The 19,906-nt window shown below is 58.9% G+C and carries 32 protein-coding genes; 25 read left to right on the top strand and 7 right to left on the bottom strand.

Annotated features, from left to right (window positions below; all coding sequences use genetic code 11):
- Nucleotides 1-171: 171 nt before the first annotated feature.
- The 3 genes from SB765_RS21910 to SB765_RS21920 all read right to left on the bottom strand — a co-directional run bounded on the left by SB765_RS21910 (nt 172) and on the right by SB765_RS21920 (nt 3,338).
- Complete coding sequence (locus tag SB765_RS21910; protein ID WP_410931904.1) at nt 172-2,172, bottom strand: ATP-binding protein; 2,001 nt, start codon at nt 2,170-2,172, stop codon at nt 172-174.
- Nucleotides 2,173-2,265: 93 nt separating this feature from the next.
- Complete coding sequence (locus tag SB765_RS21915; protein ID WP_410931905.1) at nt 2,266-2,529, bottom strand: hypothetical protein; 264 nt, start codon at nt 2,527-2,529, stop codon at nt 2,266-2,268.
- A gap of 2 nt (nt 2,530-2,531) precedes the next feature.
- The gene (locus tag SB765_RS21920; RefSeq protein ID WP_410931906.1) at nt 2,532-3,338 is read right to left on the bottom strand and encodes an XRE family transcriptional regulator; all 807 of its coding nucleotides are present in this window, start codon (nt 3,336-3,338) and stop codon (nt 2,532-2,534) included.
- Between the two features lie 103 nt (nt 3,339-3,441).
- On the opposite strand from SB765_RS21920, the gene SB765_RS21925 reads away from it, so the two are divergent.
- The 12 genes from SB765_RS21925 to SB765_RS21980 all read left to right on the top strand — a co-directional run bounded on the left by SB765_RS21925 (nt 3,442) and on the right by SB765_RS21980 (nt 8,802).
- Nucleotides 3,442-3,657: a helix-turn-helix transcriptional regulator gene (locus SB765_RS21925; RefSeq protein ID WP_151326208.1), complete on the top strand. Its 216-nt coding sequence runs from the start codon at nt 3,442-3,444 to the stop codon at nt 3,655-3,657.
- A gap of 32 nt (nt 3,658-3,689) precedes the next feature.
- Nucleotides 3,690-3,878 carry a hypothetical protein gene (locus SB765_RS21930; protein WP_027919780.1) on the top strand — a complete coding sequence of 63 codons (189 nt, stop codon included), beginning with the start codon at nt 3,690-3,692 and terminating at the stop codon, nt 3,876-3,878.
- Nucleotides 3,879-3,896: 18 nt separating this feature from the next.
- On the top strand, nt 3,897-4,076 hold the full coding sequence (locus SB765_RS21935; protein WP_410931907.1) for a hypothetical protein: 180 nt from the start codon (nt 3,897-3,899) through the stop codon (nt 4,074-4,076).
- Between the two features lie 91 nt (nt 4,077-4,167).
- Nucleotides 4,168-5,016 (top strand): Rha family transcriptional regulator, encoded by an 849-nt coding sequence (locus SB765_RS21940; protein WP_410931908.1) that lies wholly within the window; start codon nt 4,168-4,170, stop codon nt 5,014-5,016.
- Nucleotides 5,013-5,456: a hypothetical protein gene (locus tag SB765_RS21945; protein WP_410931909.1), complete on the top strand. Its 444-nt coding sequence runs from the start codon at nt 5,013-5,015 to the stop codon at nt 5,454-5,456. The genes SB765_RS21940 and SB765_RS21945 overlap by 4 nt, the downstream gene beginning before the upstream one ends.
- A 2-nt stretch (nt 5,457-5,458) precedes the next feature.
- On the top strand, nt 5,459-6,214 hold the full coding sequence (locus SB765_RS21950) for a helix-turn-helix domain-containing protein (protein ID WP_410931910.1): 756 nt from the start codon (nt 5,459-5,461) through the stop codon (nt 6,212-6,214).
- Nucleotides 6,211-6,936 carry a replication protein P gene (locus tag SB765_RS21955; RefSeq protein ID WP_410931911.1) on the top strand — a complete coding sequence of 242 codons (726 nt, stop codon included), beginning with the start codon at nt 6,211-6,213 and terminating at the stop codon, nt 6,934-6,936. The genes SB765_RS21950 and SB765_RS21955 overlap by 4 nt, the downstream gene beginning before the upstream one ends.
- Nucleotides 6,933-7,148, top strand: a complete 216-nt coding sequence (locus SB765_RS21960) for a hypothetical protein (protein WP_410931912.1) — start codon at nt 6,933-6,935, stop codon at nt 7,146-7,148. The genes SB765_RS21955 and SB765_RS21960 overlap by 4 nt, the downstream gene beginning before the upstream one ends.
- The gene (locus tag SB765_RS21965; protein WP_410931913.1) at nt 7,141-7,539 is read left to right on the top strand and encodes a recombination protein NinB; all 399 of its coding nucleotides are present in this window, start codon (nt 7,141-7,143) and stop codon (nt 7,537-7,539) included. The genes SB765_RS21960 and SB765_RS21965 overlap by 8 nt, the downstream gene beginning before the upstream one ends.
- Entirely contained in the window at nt 7,539-8,141 is a 603-nt protein-coding gene (locus SB765_RS21970) for a recombination protein NinG (RefSeq protein ID WP_410931914.1), read from the top strand. Before SB765_RS21965 ends, SB765_RS21970 begins: the two co-directional genes overlap by 1 nt.
- Nucleotides 8,138-8,260: a hypothetical protein gene (locus SB765_RS21975; protein ID WP_410931915.1), complete on the top strand. Its 123-nt coding sequence runs from the start codon at nt 8,138-8,140 to the stop codon at nt 8,258-8,260. The genes SB765_RS21970 and SB765_RS21975 overlap by 4 nt, the downstream gene beginning before the upstream one ends.
- Nucleotides 8,257-8,802, top strand: a complete 546-nt coding sequence (locus SB765_RS21980; protein WP_410931916.1) for a hypothetical protein — start codon at nt 8,257-8,259, stop codon at nt 8,800-8,802. The genes SB765_RS21975 and SB765_RS21980 overlap by 4 nt, the downstream gene beginning before the upstream one ends.
- Before the next feature lie 421 nt (nt 8,803-9,223).
- On the opposite strand, the gene SB765_RS21985 is transcribed toward SB765_RS21980, so the two are convergent.
- Together SB765_RS21985 and SB765_RS21990 are read right to left on the bottom strand one after the other, a co-directional pair.
- Nucleotides 9,224-9,649, bottom strand: coding sequence for a type II toxin-antitoxin system HicB family antitoxin (locus SB765_RS21985; RefSeq protein ID WP_410931917.1), 426 nt, complete (start codon nt 9,647-9,649; stop codon nt 9,224-9,226).
- Nucleotides 9,650-9,697: 48 nt separating this feature from the next.
- Complete coding sequence (locus SB765_RS21990) at nt 9,698-9,880, bottom strand: type II toxin-antitoxin system HicA family toxin (RefSeq protein ID WP_258653050.1); 183 nt, start codon at nt 9,878-9,880, stop codon at nt 9,698-9,700.
- A gap of 87 nt (nt 9,881-9,967) precedes the next feature.
- Between SB765_RS21990 and SB765_RS21995 the strand changes: the two genes are divergently transcribed.
- The 3 genes from SB765_RS21995 to SB765_RS22005 are packed head-to-tail and all read left to right on the top strand — an operon-like array spanning nt 9,968 to nt 10,913.
- Nucleotides 9,968-10,339 (top strand): chemotaxis protein, encoded by a 372-nt coding sequence (locus tag SB765_RS21995; RefSeq protein ID WP_410931918.1) that lies wholly within the window; start codon nt 9,968-9,970, stop codon nt 10,337-10,339.
- A complete protein-coding gene (locus tag SB765_RS22000) occupies nt 10,339-10,656 on the top strand; it encodes a hypothetical protein (RefSeq protein WP_410931919.1) in 318 nt (105 codons plus the stop codon). Before SB765_RS21995 ends, SB765_RS22000 begins: the two co-directional genes overlap by 1 nt.
- 47 nt (nt 10,657-10,703) lie before the next feature.
- The gene (locus SB765_RS22005; protein WP_410931920.1) at nt 10,704-10,913 is read left to right on the top strand and encodes a hypothetical protein; all 210 of its coding nucleotides are present in this window, start codon (nt 10,704-10,706) and stop codon (nt 10,911-10,913) included.
- Here the strand turns inward: SB765_RS22005 and SB765_RS22010 are convergent.
- Nucleotides 10,902-11,258, bottom strand: coding sequence for a hypothetical protein (locus SB765_RS22010; protein WP_410931921.1), 357 nt, complete (start codon nt 11,256-11,258; stop codon nt 10,902-10,904). The genes SB765_RS22005 and SB765_RS22010 overlap by 12 nt on opposite strands.
- Before the next feature lie 84 nt (nt 11,259-11,342).
- On the opposite strand from SB765_RS22010, the gene SB765_RS22015 reads away from it, so the two are divergent.
- The 5 genes from SB765_RS22015 to SB765_RS22035 are packed head-to-tail and all read left to right on the top strand — an operon-like array spanning nt 11,343 to nt 16,198.
- Nucleotides 11,343-11,951 carry a putative metallopeptidase gene (locus SB765_RS22015; RefSeq protein WP_410931922.1) on the top strand — a complete coding sequence of 203 codons (609 nt, stop codon included), beginning with the start codon at nt 11,343-11,345 and terminating at the stop codon, nt 11,949-11,951.
- A 31-nt stretch (nt 11,952-11,982) separates the two neighbouring features.
- A complete protein-coding gene (locus SB765_RS22020) occupies nt 11,983-12,444 on the top strand; it encodes a DUF2280 domain-containing protein (protein WP_258653037.1) in 462 nt (153 codons plus the stop codon).
- On the top strand, nt 12,431-13,732 hold the full coding sequence (locus tag SB765_RS22025) for a terminase large subunit domain-containing protein (RefSeq protein WP_410931923.1): 1,302 nt from the start codon (nt 12,431-12,433) through the stop codon (nt 13,730-13,732). Before SB765_RS22020 ends, SB765_RS22025 begins: the two co-directional genes overlap by 14 nt.
- Before the next feature lie 8 nt (nt 13,733-13,740).
- Entirely contained in the window at nt 13,741-15,165 is a 1,425-nt protein-coding gene (locus SB765_RS22030) for a DUF4055 domain-containing protein (RefSeq protein ID WP_410931924.1), read from the top strand.
- Nucleotides 15,155-16,198 (top strand): minor capsid protein, encoded by a 1,044-nt coding sequence (locus SB765_RS22035; RefSeq protein ID WP_410931925.1) that lies wholly within the window; start codon nt 15,155-15,157, stop codon nt 16,196-16,198. The genes SB765_RS22030 and SB765_RS22035 overlap by 11 nt, the downstream gene beginning before the upstream one ends.
- A 7-nt stretch (nt 16,199-16,205) precedes the next feature.
- Here SB765_RS22035 and SB765_RS22040 read toward each other — a convergent pair whose 3' ends face one another.
- Nucleotides 16,206-16,664, bottom strand: coding sequence for a hypothetical protein (locus SB765_RS22040; protein WP_410931926.1), 459 nt, complete (start codon nt 16,662-16,664; stop codon nt 16,206-16,208).
- A gap of 102 nt (nt 16,665-16,766) precedes the next feature.
- Here SB765_RS22040 and SB765_RS22045 point away from each other — a divergent pair, with 102 nt between their 5' ends.
- Genes SB765_RS22045 through SB765_RS22065 form a run of 5 tightly spaced genes read left to right on the top strand, consistent with a single transcriptional unit; the run spans nt 16,767 to nt 19,904 of the window.
- Entirely contained in the window at nt 16,767-17,477 is a 711-nt protein-coding gene (locus tag SB765_RS22045) for a hypothetical protein (protein ID WP_410931927.1), read from the top strand.
- 12 nt (nt 17,478-17,489) lie between these two features.
- Complete coding sequence (locus SB765_RS22050) at nt 17,490-18,458, top strand: major capsid protein (protein ID WP_410931928.1); 969 nt, start codon at nt 17,490-17,492, stop codon at nt 18,456-18,458.
- A 48-nt stretch (nt 18,459-18,506) separates the two neighbouring features.
- Complete coding sequence (locus SB765_RS22055) at nt 18,507-19,088, top strand: hypothetical protein (RefSeq protein WP_410931929.1); 582 nt, start codon at nt 18,507-18,509, stop codon at nt 19,086-19,088.
- Between the two features lie 39 nt (nt 19,089-19,127).
- On the top strand, nt 19,128-19,520 hold the full coding sequence (locus SB765_RS22060; protein WP_410931930.1) for a protein singed: 393 nt from the start codon (nt 19,128-19,130) through the stop codon (nt 19,518-19,520).
- Nucleotides 19,521-19,523: 3 nt separating this feature from the next.
- Nucleotides 19,524-19,904 (top strand): glutamate 5-kinase, encoded by a 381-nt coding sequence (locus SB765_RS22065; RefSeq protein WP_410931931.1) that lies wholly within the window; start codon nt 19,524-19,526, stop codon nt 19,902-19,904.
- Nucleotides 19,905-19,906: the final 2 nt, after the last annotated feature.

Here is a 19,906-nt window from a genome sequence, read left to right on the forward strand (position 1 = left end):
GCCATCACGCAGCCAAAGAAAAGCCCGCACTGCTATGCGGGCTAACGTAGGGAGATCGGATGAGCCTTGACTGTGCAGGGTAGGGCGTGAAAAAAGCGTGAAGGCATGAAAAAGCCCGCCGAGGCCGGCAGGGCAGAAACAAGAATCCTGGTGCTGGGTTAAGCACAAGAATCAGTGGGCACCAGCTTGCAGATTGGTGAGCAACTCAGCCTTGGACTCCTCTAACACATCGCGCTGACTCTGGAGTGTGTTGAGTAAATAATGATTCGACAAACGAAACTCTTCGACGATGGACTGCCACGTCTTCACATACTTTTTGATTAAACCAGCTCCAACCAGTCCGGGGTCGTTTCTGTCTGCTAGCTGCTCAAGTCTTTCTCCAATGTCGTAATCAACTGCCGAGATTTTACGGCCGAGCAGGATTATTTCGTATCTGGTTTGAATTCCCTGGTAGCTCGGATGCTTAGCCAATATTCCTGCGTAATCATCAATTTGTCGCAGGTGGTTTTTATTGAGCGCAATGCTGGGGCGCTTGATTTCAATGATCACACATTTGAAATAAGGCTGATTGTTTATTGAGTCATGCTGCATGCTGCGCCTAACCAGAAAAAGATCTGTTTGTCGATTTGCCCCGGCTACAGTTGCACCATCTTCAACATCATCTTCGGAGACGTGGTCGATTCCTTTTACTTTATCTCGTAAATTCTGAGCAATTTTAGTAAAGGTAGTTTCTTCTGCGCCAATGGTTTCGTATTGGCTTCCAAAGAGCCACGTATTCGCCTCAATTACACCCTGTAGGTCAGGGGTTTCAAGAACGTCCTTGTAGTGGTGTAGCATGATCTCAGAAATTCTAGATATAGCGTCTTCACGGTGCTGAAGTTTTTCGATGGTGCTAACGATGTTGTTCAGTTTTGCTGTTCTAATTTGATCAGAAAAAACGCGCATAGAGGAATCATCCAAGTCGAGTACGCTTTCGAGAACCTCGAATATGGCATCATTCTCATTGGAGATGGCGAGCCTGTCCAATAATCTTATTACAAGTTTTCTCTGTTTTTTATTACTATCTTTAAATACTTTTGGGTCGGATATTAGAATGACTCGAAGTATATTTTTGAGGTGGCCTAATCGCCACTCTGCATATCCTTTGCTTGCACCTTCAAAGCTGGGCAGCTCGCCATCAATCTCGAGTTGTTCTAGCTGCTCGTCGGCTTTGCTGACAAGAAATTTCTTATAGTGTTCTTGGCCGAAGTCACTAATTTGCTTTTGCAGAGATTTCCATATCTTGGTCTGTGTCAATGTGCCAAACGACAGGTTTAGGCTATCATTATCGACTTCGGATGCGTCAAACCAAGCTGAGCGCGCTGCGAGAGTTGTATGATAGCCTGGTTTTTGGTTGAGGCTGCTGAGGGCGTAGTCTACGACTTTGTCTTTGGAGGAGGTGTAGTAAATGTATGACTTTCCCGAAGTAGGCTTGTCTGCCCAATGAATCAGCTTTACCTCAAAAAGCTGACCATCAATGTTTAGCGAGGTTGTTGCTGAGCTATGATCTGGAGGAAGGATCTTTGCTCCATTCAAAGTTATGGTTTTGCTAGGGTTAATTGCTAAGTACCAGCCAAATTCAAGAGACAGACATTTGACGATGTTTTCGGGACTCAGGTATGGCTCAGAGAACCTAGTCAGCTCTACACAAGTTCCCGAGACTAAATTTGAAAGTAATGCATGTTGGCTGCCTGACGGAATTGTGGAGGCTTCAACCTTGTCCAGTGCGGCGCTATGAACAGTAAGTTTTGCATCTGTCCCGGCAGATTTTGTGTACCAATCAGCGCGGTTGCATATTTTATGAAAATATAGGCGCCCGATACCTTTTTCACCATGAACGTCATGTGATCTCTTTTTTTTCGAGTCACGAAAGTTAAAGAAGCTAGAGTCGCTACCTTCGACATCAATTCCGTGACCATCATCTAGAATAGTGATGGACTCAACGCCGCCAAGGTTGTTTGTATCAATGTTGACGGACACATGCTTAGCTTTCGCATCGAACCCGTTCCAAATTAGCTCAGCCAGGGGTCTCCAAGGGGATACTGACTTGCTAAAGTGATTTCGTATGCCTCTGTCAGTGATTTTGGTTGTACCAGAAAACTCCCTTGGAACAAACCCTGTGGATCCATCCATTGTTATGCGCTCAGTAAAAACTTAATTATTTATTAATTTATGATGTATTCATTGAAGGCGGCATGCCCGTGCCGCCACAATATACACCATGCCCTATCCACAGCCCCCATAGCTTGCGGGGTCACTTTTCGTACACGCAATCCGCCCCACCTTCACCTCATCCCCATACCCCACCAACCGATCCTCCCCAGCCTGCATTACCTGGCAGATCCTGATCACGGCCTGGGCGTCTGGTTCGTTCCCGGCCTCGCTCAGGCGTACCGCAATCCGCATCAGCTCGACTGCCGACCATTTCAGGTCAGAGGCCAGGCCCTGGAGGTCGCGGCGGAGTTCTTGGTTGGGCTTGGTTAGGGGCATGGCTACACCAGATGCGCGTTCCAGACTAGCAGCACCCGGGCCTGGATGTAGGTCATGTCCCGTCGGATGAGTCGATCCTTGTGCCGCGGGTTGTCCGAAATCATCTCGTAGTGATCCTCATCAGCCACCTGCAGGCGCTTAATGTAGAGCAGGTCATCCCAGACGAAGAGGTACACCCCATCGCCCACGAAGTCGCGGACGTTAATATTCACGATCAGCGGGTCGCGATGCTTGATGGTGGGCTCCATCGACTGGCCCCAGCCGGTGACGACCTTCAGGTGGAAGTGCTCTTCGAATTCGACGCCCAGTTCACGGAGATGGCTAGGGCTGACACGAATGTCCTTGATCAGTTCTGGGAAGTCGTGCGCGTTCTGACCGCCGCCCATCGAGGCCCGGACATCATAGTGGGCTATCCACACCTCATCACCAACCAGGCCTGGGCGGGAGAAGTCAGCCTCAATCACGTTTGACGGTTGCGGCTCCTCAGCTGCTGCGAGAAGCCGGCGGCGCGCCTCTTCGGAAAAGCCTTTTCCGCTCTTTGCGAGCATCTGCTTCACAAGATCGGCCATGCTCCGCTCAGGCGCGGCAGTTGGTTCTGGCGCCGGCGAATTCAGGAGCAACTCGGACTGATCCACGCCCAAGGCTGCTGCCATCGAGGCGATATCTGCCAGGGTAGGCTCGCGAGTGCCTACCTCATAGTTACCAACCCGGGATTGCGATTTCCAGCCGCAGGCCTCAGCAAGCTGGGCTTGGGACATCCCTTTGGCTTTTCTCAGGCGCTTGATGCGCTGGCTCAATGATTCGTTCATGCGCGGAATTTCATCACGAAACGAAATAGCCGGCTTTCACTTATTGTGTTTGCAATTAACACGATGCGTGTTTATCCTTCGGTCATCAATGGAGGAAGACCGTATGAACCAAGTCCGAACGATTCGCGAAAGGGCTGGCGTTACCCAGGCAGCGCTGCGCCGTCAGCTCGGCTGGAATCAGTCCCGCTTGGCCAACTACGAATCAGGCCTTCGCAACCCAGGCCTGCAAGAGGCGCGACTCATTGTGGAAGCGCTGAACGTCCTTGGCGCCAATTGCGCTCTTGACGATGCATTCCCACCTGCACAAGTCGCCGCCTAACCAATTTCATAGCCGCAAGGAGCCACCCAAGCATGTACGCCAACCCCAAGCACCTGCATGACCGTGAGATCAAGGTCCGGGTCGATGAGGACACCTTTGAGCTGATCCAGGCGCTAGCGAAGTTTCATCGCACCCAGCGCGCAGTGCTTTGCCGTGAGCTGCTGGAGGCTCAGCTGGCCGCCCTGGCTTCGGAGAATACCGGCGATCAGCACGTGGCCTGAAGGCCCTTAGGAGGCCCCATGCCGATTGAAGAGATCGGATTGGACCAGGGGCAGATGGAGCAGCTGGAGAAAGAGGCGATTAGAAGGGGCGTAAGCCCTGAGGCGCTGGCAGCTGAGCTGATCCGTCGAGAACTGGCCAACCGAACCAAGCCTCGCAACCCGCGAGGAGTCGTGACCCCGTTTCATCGAAAGGCCTGATTAGGCCCTGATAAGGCCGGATTGCGGGCACAAAAAAGCCGGGTGGCACCCCGGCTCTCTGCAACACAAAACTCTGAAGGGAATTATGCATATGCAGACCCAAAGTGTACAGGCCCTACCAAGGGCGGCGCCACAAAATGCGAACCACGATTTCGTGGCGCGAACCCCAATCGTGGCCATCGTCGACGGGGAGGCGGTGACTACCACCGCAACCATCGCTCACGAAACGGGCAACGAACACGCCAGCGTGATTGCCTTGGTTCGCAAGTACCAGGCCGACTTCGGCGAGTTTGGAGGGGTGCGATTCCAAATCGAACCCTTCGAGACCGCTGGTGGCATGCAATCCCGCGAGATCGCGCTGATGAACGAGCAGCAGGCGACCTTGCTGCTGACCTACATGCGCAACACGGCCATCGTCCGTGAATTCAAGAAGCGTTTGGTCAAGGAGTTCTGGCGTCTGGCGAAATCCGCCCCGGCCCAGCCCGCCGACCTCAGCAAGCTGGAAATCCTCCAGATGGCCCTGGAGTCGGAGAAGGCCCGCGTGCTGCTCACAGTCCAGGTCGAGGCCCAGGCCAAGAAGATCGACCACCTGGAGAACCTGTTCAAGGAGGGCATGAGCCCTGTCCAGTTCTGCAAGGGCCTCAATGGGATCAACGTGATGCAGGTGAACGCTTTCCTCAAGGCCAAGAACTGGCTCTACACCGAGGGCAGCAGCGGCACGCGCTACCGCGTCGGCAATTACGCCCGCGACAAGTACATGACCGAGCATCAACAGACGATCACGCCGCACGGGAAAGAGGCTTTCATCAGCTACACGCCAATCCTGCTGCGCAAGGGCGCCGTGCGCCTGTACGAGCTGTACCTGGCCGGCGAGCTGCCCATGAAGAAGAACTGGGACGGCCTGCACACCCACGACAAGGCCGTGCGGGGTGCGGCATGAGCGTCGACAAAGAGAAGCTCAAGTCTGCTGCTTTGCTGGCTACCAAGTCGAGATGGACGACCGACGACCTGAACGAGGTCATGAGTGCCGAAAGTGACCAGCTCAACGGCGGCTACATCATCGCTGATTGCCAGGGGCCGGACCGCTGGAGGAATGCAGTATATGTCGCAGCAGCGTGCCCTGAGTCCGTCCTGGCGCTGCTGGCTGAAATCGACCAGCTCAATGCCGAGAACGAGCGTTTTCGCCGCTACTGCGAAGTACTGGAGGGCGACAAGAAAGCGCTCACCGAGACGCACGTCCTCTACACCTGGCTGCGCAAGAAAGTTGACCAGCCGAACAACGAGTTTGTGGCCTTGCTCATGAAGGCCGGACAGGATTGGGTGCCAGTGCATGACCTCGACCGCGATCTGCGCGACATGATCGAGCGGGAGGAGCCATGAGCATGACCAGCGACATCCCGCGTCAGTTCAAAGGCGTCTGGATTCCTGCCGAGGTCTGGCTGGACCACTCCCTGTCTATCACCGAGAAAGTGATGATGGTGGAGATTGGCAGCCTGCAAGACCCCGTGCGCGGCTGCTACGCGAGCAACAGCCACTTCGCCAGGTTCTTCGGTCTGTCGAATTCCCGCGTCTCGGAAATCATCAGCTCATTGTCTGCAAAGGGTTTTTTGCGGGTCGAGTTGATCCGTGATGGCCGGCAGGTAGTAGAGCGGCGCGTGCGTCTTTCCAACCTATTCGGAAAGTCGAATACCTATTCGGAAAACGCTGCGACCCTATTCGGAAAAGGCGGTGACCCCTATTCGGAAAAGGCGGAGGAGAGTAATACAAAGAGCAACAGTACAAATGAGGGTGAGCGCGCGGCCGCCAAGGCGTCCACGACCGCTTCGCGCAAGACTTCGAAGTTTGACCCTCTGACCTGCTGCCCGCCCAACGTCACCCCGGCCATCTGGGCCGACTGGTGCCAGCACCGAAAAGAGATCCGCAAGCCGCTGACGGCCACCACCTGTGCGAAGCAGGCCAAGACCCTGGCCGGGCACCACGCACCTGATGCCGTGATCAACCAGTCGATCAGTAACGGCTGGACCGGCCTGTTCCCGGAGAAGGTGCTGCCAGGTGCCCAGCAGGGCCAGCGCCGCCAGAACAACGAACCCGACTTCAACGACTCATCCTGGGCCGAAGGGCTGATGGTGCGCACATGAAATCAGCAAACCAACTGATGGCTGCGATGCAGAACCGTCCGCCTGAGCTGCACGGCGGGCCGGTGGTGGTCTCGCTGGAGACTGCCGAGGTGGTCAACGACCTGTTCCGCCGACTGCGAGGGATCTTCCCGGCCTGGCGCCAAGCGTGGCCGTCCACCGAGGCCCTGGCCGCCGCCAAGGAGGAGTGGATCAAGGAGTTCGCCTCCGAGGGTATCCGCACCCTGGAACAGATCGAGTTCGGCATCGAGAAGTGCCGCAAGCTCAAGAAGCCATTCGCGCCGAGCGTGGGCGAGTTCATCGCCATGTGTCAGCCGACCCCTGAGGACTTCGGTATGCCGGCGCCGGCCGCAGCCTGGGTCGAGGCACTGCTGGGCGTGTACAGCCATGAGGGCGTGAAGATAGCCGCTGTGGCCACCGGCCTGTTCGACCTGCGCTCTGCCCAGCAGAACGACAAGGGCCTGCAGGCGCGCTTCGACCGGGCCTACGAGATCGTGCTTCGCCGCGCCCAGGAGGGCGAGCCGCTCGACGGCAAGATCGCCACCGGCATCGGCCACGACAGCCAGAAGAGCCTGATCGAGCTAGCCGACGAGTACGCCAGCCAACGCCAGGCCCGCCTGCTGGACCTGCAGCAGATCCCATCGAGCGCCGCCGCGTGCCGTGCACACCTGCTGGCCAAGTTGAACATCAAGCGCGCCGGGCAGCCGGCCGGGGAGGGCGTATGAGCCAACTCCAAAGAGATCTCCTGTTCCGCATGCAGGTGAGCAACGCTCTGTCTGTCCTCGGCGGCTGGTACCTGAGCTGGGACTTTTACTCCAGCAGCCCATACATAGGCCTGCGCGCTCACGCGCTCTACTCGAAGGCCCGGGGCCTGGTTGAGCATGAGCGGGCCCTCTGCAAGGCGATGGTACGGCTGGAGGGGCGCAGCGATGACTGAGTTCGCCATCCGCAGCACCCACGACCTCAATCGTGTTTACGGCGCCCTGCACGCCATCGACCTGACCAAGCCCAAGGTGGTGGTCATCAAGGACGAGAAGCGCCCGGACGTCTGCAACCGAAAGATGTGGGCAATGCTTCGCGACGTCTCCCAGCAGGTGGAGTGGTACGGCCGAAAGCTCAGTGACGAGGACTGGAAGCACATCTTCAGCGCGGCGGTGCAGAAGCAGGACGCGGTACCGGGCATTGACGGTGGATTCGTTGTCCTGGGCGTCTCGACCCGCAAGCAGTCCCAGAAGTGGTTCAGCGACCTGTTCGAAGTGATGCATGCCTTCGGCGCCGAGCATGGCGTGCGCTGGACTGAGCCGGATCGGTGGGGAGGGCGGTACTGATGCTTGCCAAGGAGATCAAACCGAAGAAGTGCAAGGCACCAGGTTGCGGCAAGCCTTTCAAGCCGACAATGACCACGCAGAAGGTGTGCAGCATCGTCTGCGCCAAGGCCATGGCCAAAGATCCGAAGCTGCAGAAGGTTGCGGCCAAGGCCATCACCAAGCAGGCCCGCCAGGACCTGCAGGAGCGCCGGGAGAAGCTGAAGACACGCCGCGAGCACATGGCTGAGGCGCAGACCGCGTTCAACGCCTACATCCGCGAGCGCGACGCCGGCCTGCCGTGCATCAGTTGCGACTCGAACCCAAGCGACCACGACCTCATCACCGGCAGCCGCTGGGACGCCGGGCATTACCGGTCGGTGGGTGCTTGCCCGGAGCTGCGCTTCGAGCCGCTCAACGTGCACCGCCAATGCGTGAAGTGCAATCGGAACTTGTCGGGCAACGCGGTCGAGTACCGCATCCGCCTGGTGAAGCGCATCGGCGCCGCGGCCGTGGAGTTCCTCGAAGGGCCTCATAAGCCCCAGCGCCTGACCATCGAAGATCTGCAGGCCATGAAGGCCCTGTACAGGCAGAAGCTCAAAGACCTGAGGAGAGCTGCAGCATGAACTGGACACCAACCGACACCGGCCAGCTCCTGCTGCTGGCCATGGCCATCTTTGGCGCCTACTGCATCGTGCGGGGCATGCGGGTATCGAATCGACGGAAGAAGGAGCAGGGCCAGTGAGCTATCAGAACGTGGTATCAGCAGTAGTTCGGGCGCTGGCGGCCGAGACCATCAACAGCGCTGGCGGCTGCGAGTTCGAGCCGAAGGTTCAAGCCGCGAAGCAGAAGGGTGAGATCGTCGGCAAGGAGGCAGCTTTCCTCATGGACTGCTGGGTGTTCGGCCGGCTGCACAAGAACCTCAGTGAGGAACAGTGGCGGCACCTGGTGGCGAAGTACTCGACCCATGTCGACCGCAAGCACGCAGCCATCGAGGAAATCACGCGGACCCTTCGTTCACCGGCACCCAAACGCTTCCGCCACTGCGCGATCCTGACCTGGGCCATGCCCAAGCTGCCCGGGGTGGATGGCAAGCGCAGCACCAATGTGCTCCCGGCAGCGTGGTATGAGATGGACAACTGGAGCAACGAGCCCCACCCGATCAAGACTCAGGAGCGCTGGCGGCGCGACATCCGCAAGGCTCTAGAGCGTGAGGTAGACGCGGCACTGGTCGAAGCTCAGCACATTCTCGACCATGAAGGCCTTTTGGTGGCAAATGTCGCTTGACTGCGAGTGAGCCAATGAGCCAATATGCGTCCATCCTGTCATTCCTGCGCGTTTAGGAGTGACCAATAGCTTAGGGGGAAGACTGGTTCGATTCCAGTGGCTATGCCGGCTATCCGGATGGCGGGTTTGTTTGCTCTGGCTGTGGCTGTATCTGCACTCCCATCAATGAATTCGCTGATCGCAGCAGTAATGTCTGCGAAGGAGGTTAGCTCTATGATTAAAGACGTCTTTGGTTTCCTGTTGGTACCGGTTACTCAAGGTTTGTCCGCTGTCGGGTATAGCTGCGTTGCTGCTGGTGCAATTCCTCTTTCCATTTGAGCCTAGAAGCTCACGTAAACCCGGCCCCAGTGCCGGGTTTTTTATTGCCCGAATAGGCCCTGAAGAGGGGCGGCGAGAGTGCCGACCCCTGGGGTGGGCGAGATCAAGCAGCCCGCATCGCGGTGGGTGTCACCATGAGTCGAACCCCGAACTTAGCCAGAGCTTCTTCCAGGCTTTCGAGTTTCGAGGTGTGCTCGAAGTCGACCAGGCGCCCGGCTGCGGTGGGTGATACGCCCAGCATCGAAGCGAGGTCAGCCCGGGTCTTTCCGGAACGGACCAGTTCATTCCAGAGGGCTATTTTTGCGACCGTGACGCCAGAAAGCCGGACGATGTGATCGCCGGCTTCGGTGGCAGGTGGAATCGCCCGCTTCTGGTCCACGTAGATCGACAGCGCCAGGGTGAGCCCGTCTACCGCATTTGCCAGAAGCTCTTCCAGGCTATCGCCAACGCTGTGTGCCTCTGGAATGTCTGGGCAAGACGACCAGAAGTGATCGTTTTCCTCGTGAGCCACGATTTTGTAGTCGTACATGTTTCCTCTCATGGGGCTGACTGGACGTCTGTTCAGGGTGGTGGGGCCTCATTTGAGGCCCAGTTGCTTGATTATTGCCTTCCTGAGTCCTTCACCAATTTCCTTGGATCCGTGGCTCGGGAAGATCGTCTGGCGGTCCTTGTAGCGAATCTTGAAGTGGCTGCCGTTGGCTGACTTCGAGAACTCGACCCCTTGGGCCTCCAACCATCTCCTGAACTCGCTGTACTTCATCAACCCTCCGTTGTGCGTTGATGGAGTAATTATATAAACATATGTGTTGAGTGTAAACACTTGTGTTGATTTTTATTGAGAGGAATTATGGACCCGACCGACCTCGGCCCAGGCACAGCCACCTGGCTGGGTGGAACGGGCACTGTATTGCTGGGTGGTTTCCTGTGGCTGCGCAAGTTCCTCTCCAAGGATGCGGCTGACCGGGCCATGGATAACGCCGACATCGGCACCGTGCGCCGACTGAACGAACTGCTCGACTCCGAGCGCGAGGCCCGCAAGCTTGCCGAAGCCCGCGCTGATCAGTTCGCCAAAGAGCGCAACGACCTGGCTGCAACCGTTGGACGTATGGAAGGAAAGATCGAAGCGCTGACCAGCCAGGTCGGCCAGCTCACTGAGCGCGTGACCCTCCAGAGTGAGGAGATCGCCCGCTTACGCACGAAGCTGGGAGGAATGATCTGATGGACAGATGCGCAATGGAATTCATCGCTCGCCGCTGGTGGCGTCGAGTTGAGGTGTGGGCAATTGCCCTGTTGCTGGTAACCGGCGGCGGGTTCTTCGGCTTCCAGTTGAGTCAATGGACATTGGCCAAGTCCTATATGGATCAGGTAGCCCAGATTCGCCAAGCCTATGACGAAGCCTCAAAACAGCGTGACATCCGCCTGGATGAGCTGACCCGCAAGACTGGCACAGCAGCTGACAAGGCAAGCAAGGCAGCGGCCACCGCGACCAAGGCCATCGACAAGGCGGATGAGGCCCTCAACCGGGTTACTCCATAGCCGCGCCACAAAATCGAGGTGCGCCGTTTCGTGGCGCGGGAGCAACCATGACCAACTTCACACGAATTCGGCATGAGCTGCCGGTAAGCATGGATATCGTCCATGCGGTGGCAGAGTTCGATGCCGCCCTGGTGAAAGCGATTGATGCTGCCAAGGAAGCGGGGCTGCCTCAAGGGCTGGTGGTCGGCATCCTGCACGGGCATGTACATGCCGAGACGCACAGGATGGTGGAGGTTAAGCCTCTTTCAACGCTTTAGGTTGTGGAACCATGACTCGTAGTAAATGACCAGGACCTTCTGAATCATTTCTCCGGACACAGTGTAGGTGCCAGTTTCATCCGCTAGTGGGATAACGCCATCCTGGCCATTGATTACCGTCAGATACGCATCAGGGCGATCCGGAATAGGTTTCAAGAAGGCCTTCTCAGGCAGATAGCCACCTTCAGTAAGGAAGCGGGTGACGGATTCGTTGGTTTTCTTCGCGGTCTCAAGTTCTTTGTTCGTCGCTCGTGCAGGCTGTGAAAGGACGATACGCGCAGCAAAGAAATTCGCCGCAAACGCGACCATCCTCTGCTCTGGGGTTTGCTGGTCTTGATCTGACATCTGGAGTTTCTCTGATGTTTATGAGGGAAATGTTGCCCATTCGAGATGAGGGCATAAAGCCATCGTTTCAAGTAGAGGGAAGCAATGAAAAGGCCGGTCCCACCTGTTGAATTTGATGAGTTGCCATGCATAACGCTCTGTCCTGCGTCAGATGTGTGGGACTGGATTCAGGGTGAGATCCTGGCCGAAACTGGCAGCATCCATAACCCAGACCACGCTCACCTGATCGACGCCAACATCGGCGTGCTGTGGGCATCGAGTGGATTCGGCAAGCAGGGCAGGGTAGTGCTTGGCCAGGCAGAGCAGCTGATGTTCCGCGCTGGCGGGTGGCAGAAGGCCCGCCAAGAGCAGCAGATGCGGGAATGGTTCGGTGAGGAGCCGGACTACCTCATCACCTTCGCTGCCGACTACTGCGCTCAGTGCACTGATGCTGAGTTCTGCGCTCTGGTCGAGCACGAGCTCTACCACATCGGCCACAAGCTCGATAAGTACGGCGCCCCAGCGTTCGGCGATGACGGCATGCCCAAGCTTGAGATGCGCGGCCATGACGTTGAAGAGTTCGTCGGGGTTGTTCGCCGGTATGGGCCAAGCCACGACGTACAGCAGCTTATCGACGCTGCAAGCCGGCCGCCTGAGGTGGCCAAGATCAACATTGCGAGGGCCTGCGGAACCTGCCTGCTGAAGTCGGCGTAGTTTTGACAGGCGCTTGACGGAACCCAAACCTATGGCAGCCCTGAGCAACGAGGTGAAGGCCTTTATCGTTCAGGCGTTGGCCTGCTTCGATACGCCATCTCAGGTGGCAGAGGCCGTCAAAAACGAATTTGGGATCGAGGTGAGCCGCCAGTCGGTGGAAAGCCACGATCCAACCAAGCGCGCAGCGCAGCGCTTGGCCAAGCGCTGGGTAACCCTGTTCGAAGACACCCGCAAGCGTTTCCGCGAGGAGACGGCTGATATCCCGATCGCCAACCGTGCCTATCGCCTCCGCGCGCTGGGCAGGATGGTCGAGAAGGCTGAGAGCATGCGCAACCTTGCCCTGACCGCCCAGCTGCTGGAGCAGGCGGCCAAGGAAGTAGGCGACGTATACGTGAACCGGCAGACGAAGGTGGATAGTCCGCTCGACAATGCGGTACCCACCTCGGTGCAGGTCACGGTGATGGATGCGAGGAAGCGCGATGCCGACGCTTAACGTCCCTCAGGCCACTTTCATCAACATGCCGCACAAGTTCCGCGGCTTCGTCGCTGGGTTCGGCTCGGGCAAGACCTGGGTTGGTTGTGCTGGCATCTGCAAGCACGTGTGGGAATGGCCCCGGATCAACTCCGGCTACTTCGCCCCGACGTACCCGCAGATCCGCGATATCTTCTTCCCGACCATCGAGGAGGTGGCCTTCGACTGGGGCCTGAAGGTCAAGACGAAGGAGAGCGACAAGGAGGTCGAGTTCTACAGCGGCGGCCAGTACCGCAGCACGACCATCTGCCGCTCGATGGAGAAGCCGCAGACCATCGTAGGCTTCAAGATCGGGCATGCCCTGGTCGATGAGCTCGATGTTCTGCCCGCGCTGAAGGCTGAGCATGCCTGGCGCAAGATCATTGCCCGGATGCGTTACAACGTGCCTGGGCTGAAGAACGGCGTGGACGTCACCACCACCCCTGAGGGGTTCAAGTTCGTTTATCAGCAGTTCGTGAAGCAGCTGCGCGAGAAGCCAGCGCTGCAGGGTATGTACGGCCTGGTGCAGGCCAGCACGTTTGACAACGAGTTGAACCTGCCGCCTGACTACATCCCATCACTGATGGAATCGTACCCGGCCCAGTTGATCCTGGCGTACCTGAATGGCCAGTTCGTCAACCTGAACGCCGGATCGATCTACCACGCCTACGACCGCAAGCTGAACTCCTGCTTCGACACGGTCGAGGCGGGCGAGCCGCTGTTCATTGGCATGGACTTCAACGTTGGCAAGATGGCAGCGATCACGCACGTAAAGCGCGCTGACGGAAAGCCCAGGGCAGTGGATGAGCTGATAGACGGCTTCGACACCCCGGACATGATCCGGCGCATCAAGGAGCGCTACTGGCGGCACAGCGGCAACACGTACGAGAAGACCTGCGAGATCAGGATCTACCCGGACGCCTCTGGCGGGTCGCGCAAGTCGGTGAATGCCAGTGAGACGGACATCGCCATCCTGCGCCAGGCCGGGTTCAGCGTGATCGCCCCCGATGCAAACCCACCGGTTAAAGATCGCATCAACGCCATGAACGCGATGTTCTGCAACGCGAATGGCGAGCGCCGGTACCTGATTAATCCGCTGCGCTGCCCGACGTACGCGGATGGCCTGGAGCAGCAGGTGTGGGCGCCCAATGGCGAGCCTGACAAAAAATCCGGCGTGGACCATGCGAACGACGCCGGCGGCTACTTCATCCACCACGACTACCCGATCAGCAGGCCGGTCACTCACGTGCCGATCTCGTTCACTTTCTGAGGCCATCCATGCCTAATTTCCTCCCCCGGGCAGAGTACTCGGAGGCCTTGCCCGGCTGGCAGCTGGTCAAGCGCTGCGTGGCGGGCGCCCGAGAGGTGCGCAAGCACGACATCTACCTGCCGATGCCGGACCCGGAGAACAAGTCTCCCGAGAACCAGGCGCGGTACAAGCAGTACAAGAAGCGGGCGATGTTCTTGAACATCACCGGGCGCACGCGCACCGGCCTGCTGGGTGCGGTGTTCCGCAAGACTGCAGAGTTGGAGCTGCCCGCCGGGGTCGAGTACCTCAAAGAGAACGCTAGCGGCGACGGCACGAGCCTGGAGCAGCTTTCCAAGGATGCCGTGGGTGAATGCCTGGATGCCGGTCGTGGCGGGTTCCTCGTGGACTTCCCTGCGGTTGAGGGTGTGTCCTCCATGGCCGACATGCAGGGGCGCAGCGCGCTGATCCATCACTATGGCGCCGAGTCGATCATCGACTGGGATGAGCAGGTGGTCGATGGCGTGAAGCGCCTGGTCTATGTCTGCCTGCTGGAGTGCGTGTCAACGTTCAGTCCGGACAGCTTGGAGCGCACAACTAGCACCCAATACCGCGTGTTGCTGCTGGTCGACGGCCGCTATGTCCAGCGTGTTTATGCAGAAGACGGCAACACCTACACCGAAGTCGCGCCGCTCGACAAGAATGGCCGGCCATTCGACCACATCCTGTTCAGCTTCTACGGCGCCCAGAACAACGACGCCAGCGTCGACAAGTCGCCTCTGGAAGACCTGGCCGACGTGAACATCCTTCACTACGGCAACAGCGCCACGGTGGAGGAGAGCGGGTTCATCAGCAGCCAGCCGACGCTGTTCATCACGACCGACATCAGCGCCGACGAGTTCGTCAAGGTGAACCCGAACGGCATGCACATTGGATCGACCCGGGGCTACAACCTCGGCAAGAGCGGAACCGCGACCCTGGTCCAGGCAACCGAGAGCCAGTTGGCTCGCACGCTGCTGAAGGACAAGGAAGAGCAGATGCTGATGATCGGCGCCCGCATCGTCCAGAAGGCGGGTGGTGCAGAGACAGCAGAAGCCGTGCGGATCCGCTACAGCTCTGACAACAGCGTGCTAGGTACCATCGCCGGCAACGTGTCCGAGGCCCTGAAGCGAGCCATCCTTGACGCCGAGCGCTTCATGATGGGCGAGCCGGACGAGGCTGGGACGGTCTTCTGGCTCAACCAATCGTTCTTCGACGAGACGATGACCGCCCAGGACATCATCGCCCAGATCCAGCTGTGGCAGCAGGGCTTCATCGCCAAGCGGGATGTGCGGGTCAATCTGCGGCAGGGCGGCGTGCTCGAAGCGGATCGTAGCGATGAAAAGATCGACGAGGACCTGGCCCAGCAGCCGCCAGTGACTGGAGACGAAACCGGAGGCGGTGAGGATGAGCAGTGACGGCTACCTATCCGACGCAGCGACACGTCACCAGGTGCACCTCCAGCGCTACGCCGGGGGCAGCCTCAAGCGGCTGGCCAAGTTCATCACCAAGGCCATCAACACCGCCAAATCGCGCGTCTCAGAAGGATTAAGTCGTTACGGCACCCAACGGTACGAGAAGCAGATCCAAGAGCTACAGGGCGAGCTGGCGGGCGTCTACGGCGAGATGAAGCAACAGGCTGTGCTCGACCTGACGGAATTCGGCGGCTACGAAGCCGAGTTCAACATGACGCTACTGGGCAAGGTCGTGAAGGCGGTCGTTCAGCTGAATAGGCCCAGCATTGAGCAGATCGCCGCCGCTGCCCTGGCTGACCCGCTCGACCTGGAGGTCGGCAAGGGCCGACAGCGCATCAGCATCAACGGCGCGCTCGACCAGTACGGCACCAAGAAGAGTGCTGAGATCATCAGCGAGATTCGCATGGGGTCGGCACTGGGCGAGACGACCGGGCAAATCAGCCGGCGGCTCACATCGCTGGGCGTGCAGCAGCGCGACCAGGCCGCATCGCTGGTCAGGACCATGACCAACCACATCGCCAGTTCGGCGAGGGCGCAGGTCATGGCTGACAACGCCGACATCTTGAAGGGGAAGCGTCGCGTGGCCACGCTGGACGGCCGGACAACGCCGCTATGCCGGGCACTGGACGGCACTGTGGTGCCTATGACCGCATCGTCGCCGCCGTTCCACTGGAACTGCCGGACGACCGAGATTCCCGTACTCAAGGATGAATTCGCCAGGGAGATCCCGGGATCGACCAGGCCGGCAGTAGGTGCCGATGGCGTGGAACAAGTCAGTAGCCGGACCACCTACGGCGAATGGCTCGCCAAGCAGACGGCAGCCTTCCAGGAAGATGTGCTGGGCCCCGCTCGCTACAAGCTGTTCAGCAAAGGGGAGTTGACCATCGACAGGTTCGTCGATGACGACGGCCGGACCCTAACCCTAAAGCAGCTGCGCGAGCGTGAGCCGATGGCTTTCGAGCGGGCGGGACTTTGAAGCCAGATTATCCGACCAGCTCAAGGGCATTCACGGCGCGATTGAAAAAGTCATAGCGCTTCTTCGTGCGGCGGAATCGTCCAGTGGATACCAGCGCATCTACGACTTCAACGGTCGCTTGCATGGTGTTGCGGTACGAGGAGTCGGGCGCCAGAAATTCGCGGCGAATGATCGGATCGAGCGTCATTTCCTGCTCTTTGGGATATGCAGTTAGTACCTGAGCACGCTGGTTGATGGCGAGGTGGTTGATCCCATGATCTTTTAGGTATTGGACTAGATCCTCAATGATCAAGCAGGTGCCCGGCCCGCCATAGGGAAGCTTGATAGCCGTCTTGTCCTTGGTGAGCAGCGGGTGCGGATCTTCAACATCAGAGCCACCCGAAGTCAGCGCTCTGTAGTGGGCAATAGGCATCACTGCATATTCAACATCACCGTTTTCGTTATGAATAAATTGTACAGATTTCATGGGGTATCCTCTGGGTTTGTGCTCCCAATGTAATCTACATTGTAGAAAAACGAAAGCATTTTCTTGCAGGCAGGGCCTGCTCAAAGTCTCTGGGAGACAGCAATGACCTTGAAATTCCAACTGGACAGCCTTGAAGGCGTAGATGAATCAGTAGCAGCCCTTTACGTCGAGAGGGACGGCAAGTTCGTCCTCGGCATTGATGGGCTCCCGCAGCAGGAAGACGTCACCGGCCTGAAGGCCAAGGTGGAAGAACTGCTGGGTGAGAAGAAGGCCGCCGAGAAGGCTCGTCGCGAGGCCGAAGAGAAGGCGCGCACCGAGGCAGAAGAGTCCGCCCGCAAAGCCGGCGACGTCGAGGGCCTGGAGAAGTCATGGTCCGAGAAGTTCGCCCGCCGTGAAGCTGAGCTGACCGCCCAACTCGAAAGCACCAACAGCACTCTGCAAGGCCAGATCCGGGATCTGACCGTAGGGCGCACGGCGACCGAGATCGCGACCACCCTGGCTGTCCCCGGCAGCGCCAAGGCATTGCTTCCCCACATCGAACGCCGGCTGAGCGTCGAGCAGCGCGACGGTAAACCCACCGTTGTCGTGCTGGACGCCGCCGGCAAGCTCTCGGCGGCAACGCTCGATGAGTTGAAAGCAGAATTCACCAACGATCCGGCCTTCGGTCCGCTGATCGCTGGCAGCAAAGCATCTGGCGGCGGGGCCGGGGGTGCTGGAAAAGGCGGCGGGGCCGCAAGAGGCAACATCGGCGGCACCAAAGAGGAACGCACGGCGGCACTGGCCAGCCGGTTCCCAGACCTTCCACTGAAATAAGGAAATACACCCATGTCCCTGTCGCAAATGCAGGTTTTCAACGAATACATCATGCCGGCGACCATCGAGACGCTGGATCAGATGCTCGTTGCGTTCAACGCCGCCAGCCGCGGCGCCATCGTGCTGTCCCCTGACGGCTTCACTGGCGACTTCCTGCAGGAGTCGTTCTTCCAGACCCTGGCCGCTGCCCAGCGCCGCGTTGATCGCTACGCTGCCAACGGCGCCGCGCCGATCACCGACCTGACCGAGCTGAAAAACACGTCTGTGAAGGTTGCTGGTGGCTTTGGCCCGATCCGCTACGAGCCGTCCCAGATGACCTGGCTGGAGCGCCCGACCGCCCAAGGCGTCGAAGTCGCCTCCCGCGCGTTCGCCGAGATCCTGCTGAAGGACCAACTGAACACCGCTATCGCCGCCCTCGTGGCTGCGATCACAGCCCAGGCCGCTGCCGTCAACGACGTGTCGGCCACCGCCGGCATCACCTACGCCGGCCTGAACAACGCTCACGCGAAGTTCGGTGACGCGAGCCAGAACCTGGTCACCCAGGTGATGCAGGGCACCACTTACCACAAGCTGGTCGGTCAGAACCTGGCCAATCAGCAGCAGCTGTTCCAGGCCGGCAACGTCCGCGTGATCGATATCCTGGGCAAGGTCTCTGTTGTGACTGATGCCCCGGCATTGATGCAGGACGGCACCCCGGACAAGGAGATCATCCTGTCCTTGGTCCAAGGTGCTGCTCTGGTGCACGACGGCCGAGACATCATCAGCAACGTCCAGACCAACAACGGCAAAGAGCGGATCGAGACCACGCTGCAGACCGACTACACCTTCGGCCTGGGTCTCAAGGGCTACACCTGGGATGTGACCGCCGGCGGCAAGTCTCCGACCGATGCCGAACTGGCCACTGGGACGAACTGGGACAAGACCGCCACCAGCATCAAGCACACCGCTGGTGTTGCTCTGATCGGTGACGCCTCCAAGTAACTCTGATGGCGGGCCGGCCCTATGGCTTGGCCCACTGAGGACGTGAGCATGAGCAAAAACAACATCTGGTACTTGGCGGGACCGTTCCACCAGTACCAGGAGGATGTGAAGGCCCTGGCCAAAGAGCATGGCCTGGTCATCCTTGACGCCAACGCCGCCACCAGCCGCAAGGGCGCGGCCAACGATGTGCCCGAGGTCACCATTCGCCCAGAACTGAAGGCCGCGGCCGTGGTTGTCGGGGCAGGCGGTCTGGCTCAGGGCGAGGCCGATCACTTGGTTGCTGAAATGGCAGCCATCGGCGTGATCGTCGAGTCGTTCGCCAAGCAGAGCCTGGAGCGTCCCGAAGGTGAGCTTGGTGAAACCGCTGGCCACCTATTCCGGGTTCTGGAAGCGGTCAATGCCGGCATCGCCAGCCTGCAAAGCGAGCGCGATGGCGAGGTTGAGAAGGCCGGCAAGCTGCAGGAGGAGAACGAGCATCTCCGCGCTGAAATCGCTGCCTTGAAGCAGGCTGCGGCCAGTGACCCAGAGGTGGAGCAGCTGAAAGCCAAGCTGACAGAGGCCGGGGTGACCTATCGCACCAACGCCTCCAAAGAGTCTCTGCAGAAGCAGGTCGACGAACTCGCCAAGTAACACAGGGGCATCGGCCCCACTCATTACAGCGGAGGCCTGATGGCTACCTACATCACCGTGGCCGACGTGGATAGCATCCTCGGGGCTGGCTGGGCAGCTGACGACCTCAAGGACGAGGCGGTGTTCGAGGCAAACGCCTACCTGACAGCGCTAAACCTGACCGGGATCGATATGGAAGCTATCCCTGACGACGTGAAAGAGGCTGGCGCCCGGCTGGCCAAGTGCGCGTCCCAGGGCAAGCTGTACCAACAGCAGACCGAAGGGTCGCTTGAGGCGAAGACCGTCAAGGCTGGCTCTGTATCGACCAGCAAGACCTTCGGCTCCATCGACAAGACCAGCACGGCCGCCCAGCCGGCGTGTGTGCAGTTGGCGCTGGCCCTGCTCACCCCATGGCGCAGCAATCCATTCGCGTTCCGCGTGTCGAGGGGGTAGGGCATGGGGCTCCGTGACGATATACAAGCCGACCTGGTCGAGGCATTCGACGATGATCTGGCTGATGCTGTGCAGGCCTTCACTGGGTCTTACATGGGCCCGGGCGTATGGGATCCTGTCAGCGAGACGACCACCGCGCAGCCTGTGACCTATCCCGGGCGCGGTGTCTTCGATAACTACGACAGCCACAGGATCGACAACATCAACATCCTTGTGGGTGACGTCCTGCTGATCTGCCTGGCCAACGAAGTCACCGATAAGCCGGCGGTCGGCCACGAGATCACCGCCGACGACCTGATCACGGGCGATCCGGTGACCTATCGCATCGTCAGCCCAGGCATCGACCCGGCCAAGGCCCACTACGAGATCCAACTGAGGAAGTGACC

This window comes from Pseudomonas sp. SIMBA_067, from assembly GCF_046534675.1.
In the GTDB taxonomy this organism is placed as follows: domain Bacteria; phylum Pseudomonadota; class Gammaproteobacteria; order Pseudomonadales; family Pseudomonadaceae; genus Aquipseudomonas; species Aquipseudomonas putida.

Bases quoted from the DNA above. Each gene is read 5' to 3' on its own strand.
- SB765_RS21935 (WP_410931907.1), top strand. From the start codon at position 3,897: ATGCCGATTGAAGAGATCGGATTGGACCAGGGGCAGATGGAGCAGCTG.
- SB765_RS21915 (WP_410931905.1), bottom strand. From the start codon at position 2,529: ATGCCCCTAACCAAGCCCAACCAAGAACTCCGCCGCGACCTCCAGGGC.
- SB765_RS22055 (WP_410931929.1), top strand. From the start codon at position 18,507: ATGAGCAAAAACAACATCTGGTACTTGGCGGGACCGTTCCACCAGTAC.
- SB765_RS22010 (WP_410931921.1), bottom strand. From the start codon at position 11,258: ATGTCAGATCAAGACCAGCAAACCCCAGAGCAGAGGATGGTCGCGTTT.
- SB765_RS21945 (WP_410931909.1), top strand. From the start codon at position 5,013: ATGAGCGTCGACAAAGAGAAGCTCAAGTCTGCTGCTTTGCTGGCTACC.
- SB765_RS22005 (WP_410931920.1), top strand. From the start codon at position 10,704: ATGACCAACTTCACACGAATTCGGCATGAGCTGCCGGTAAGCATGGAT.
- SB765_RS22050 (WP_410931928.1), top strand. From the start codon at position 17,490: ATGTCCCTGTCGCAAATGCAGGTTTTCAACGAATACATCATGCCGGCG.
- SB765_RS21995 (WP_410931918.1), top strand. From the start codon at position 9,968: ATGGACCCGACCGACCTCGGCCCAGGCACAGCCACCTGGCTGGGTGGA.
- SB765_RS21965 (WP_410931913.1), top strand. From the start codon at position 7,141: ATGACTGAGTTCGCCATCCGCAGCACCCACGACCTCAATCGTGTTTAC.
- SB765_RS22040 (WP_410931926.1), bottom strand. From the start codon at position 16,664: ATGAAATCTGTACAATTTATTCATAACGAAAACGGTGATGTTGAATAT.
- SB765_RS22030 (WP_410931924.1), top strand. From the start codon at position 13,741: ATGCCTAATTTCCTCCCCCGGGCAGAGTACTCGGAGGCCTTGCCCGGC.
- SB765_RS21955 (WP_410931911.1), top strand. From the start codon at position 6,211: ATGAAATCAGCAAACCAACTGATGGCTGCGATGCAGAACCGTCCGCCT.
- SB765_RS22025 (WP_410931923.1), top strand. From the start codon at position 12,431: ATGCCGACGCTTAACGTCCCTCAGGCCACTTTCATCAACATGCCGCAC.
- SB765_RS22035 (WP_410931925.1), top strand. From the start codon at position 15,155: ATGAGCAGTGACGGCTACCTATCCGACGCAGCGACACGTCACCAGGTG.
- SB765_RS21910 (WP_410931904.1), bottom strand. From the start codon at position 2,172: ATGGATGGATCCACAGGGTTTGTTCCAAGGGAGTTTTCTGGTACAACC.
- SB765_RS21960 (WP_410931912.1), top strand. From the start codon at position 6,933: ATGAGCCAACTCCAAAGAGATCTCCTGTTCCGCATGCAGGTGAGCAAC.
- SB765_RS22060 (WP_410931930.1), top strand. From the start codon at position 19,128: ATGGCTACCTACATCACCGTGGCCGACGTGGATAGCATCCTCGGGGCT.
- SB765_RS21990 (WP_258653050.1), bottom strand. From the start codon at position 9,880: ATGAAGTACAGCGAGTTCAGGAGATGGTTGGAGGCCCAAGGGGTCGAG.
- SB765_RS21920 (WP_410931906.1), bottom strand. From the start codon at position 3,338: ATGAACGAATCATTGAGCCAGCGCATCAAGCGCCTGAGAAAAGCCAAA.
- SB765_RS22000 (WP_410931919.1), top strand. From the start codon at position 10,339: ATGGACAGATGCGCAATGGAATTCATCGCTCGCCGCTGGTGGCGTCGA.
- SB765_RS21985 (WP_410931917.1), bottom strand. From the start codon at position 9,649: ATGTACGACTACAAAATCGTGGCTCACGAGGAAAACGATCACTTCTGG.
- SB765_RS22065 (WP_410931931.1), top strand. From the start codon at position 19,524: ATGGGGCTCCGTGACGATATACAAGCCGACCTGGTCGAGGCATTCGAC.
- SB765_RS21950 (WP_410931910.1), top strand. From the start codon at position 5,459: ATGACCAGCGACATCCCGCGTCAGTTCAAAGGCGTCTGGATTCCTGCC.
- SB765_RS21930 (WP_027919780.1), top strand. From the start codon at position 3,690: ATGTACGCCAACCCCAAGCACCTGCATGACCGTGAGATCAAGGTCCGG.
- SB765_RS22045 (WP_410931927.1), top strand. From the start codon at position 16,767: ATGACCTTGAAATTCCAACTGGACAGCCTTGAAGGCGTAGATGAATCA.
- SB765_RS21975 (WP_410931915.1), top strand. From the start codon at position 8,138: ATGAACTGGACACCAACCGACACCGGCCAGCTCCTGCTGCTGGCCATG.
- SB765_RS21970 (WP_410931914.1), top strand. From the start codon at position 7,539: ATGCTTGCCAAGGAGATCAAACCGAAGAAGTGCAAGGCACCAGGTTGC.
- SB765_RS21925 (WP_151326208.1), top strand. From the start codon at position 3,442: ATGAACCAAGTCCGAACGATTCGCGAAAGGGCTGGCGTTACCCAGGCA.
- SB765_RS22020 (WP_258653037.1), top strand. From the start codon at position 11,983: ATGGCAGCCCTGAGCAACGAGGTGAAGGCCTTTATCGTTCAGGCGTTG.
- SB765_RS21940 (WP_410931908.1), top strand. From the start codon at position 4,168: ATGCAGACCCAAAGTGTACAGGCCCTACCAAGGGCGGCGCCACAAAAT.
- SB765_RS22015 (WP_410931922.1), top strand. From the start codon at position 11,343: ATGAAAAGGCCGGTCCCACCTGTTGAATTTGATGAGTTGCCATGCATA.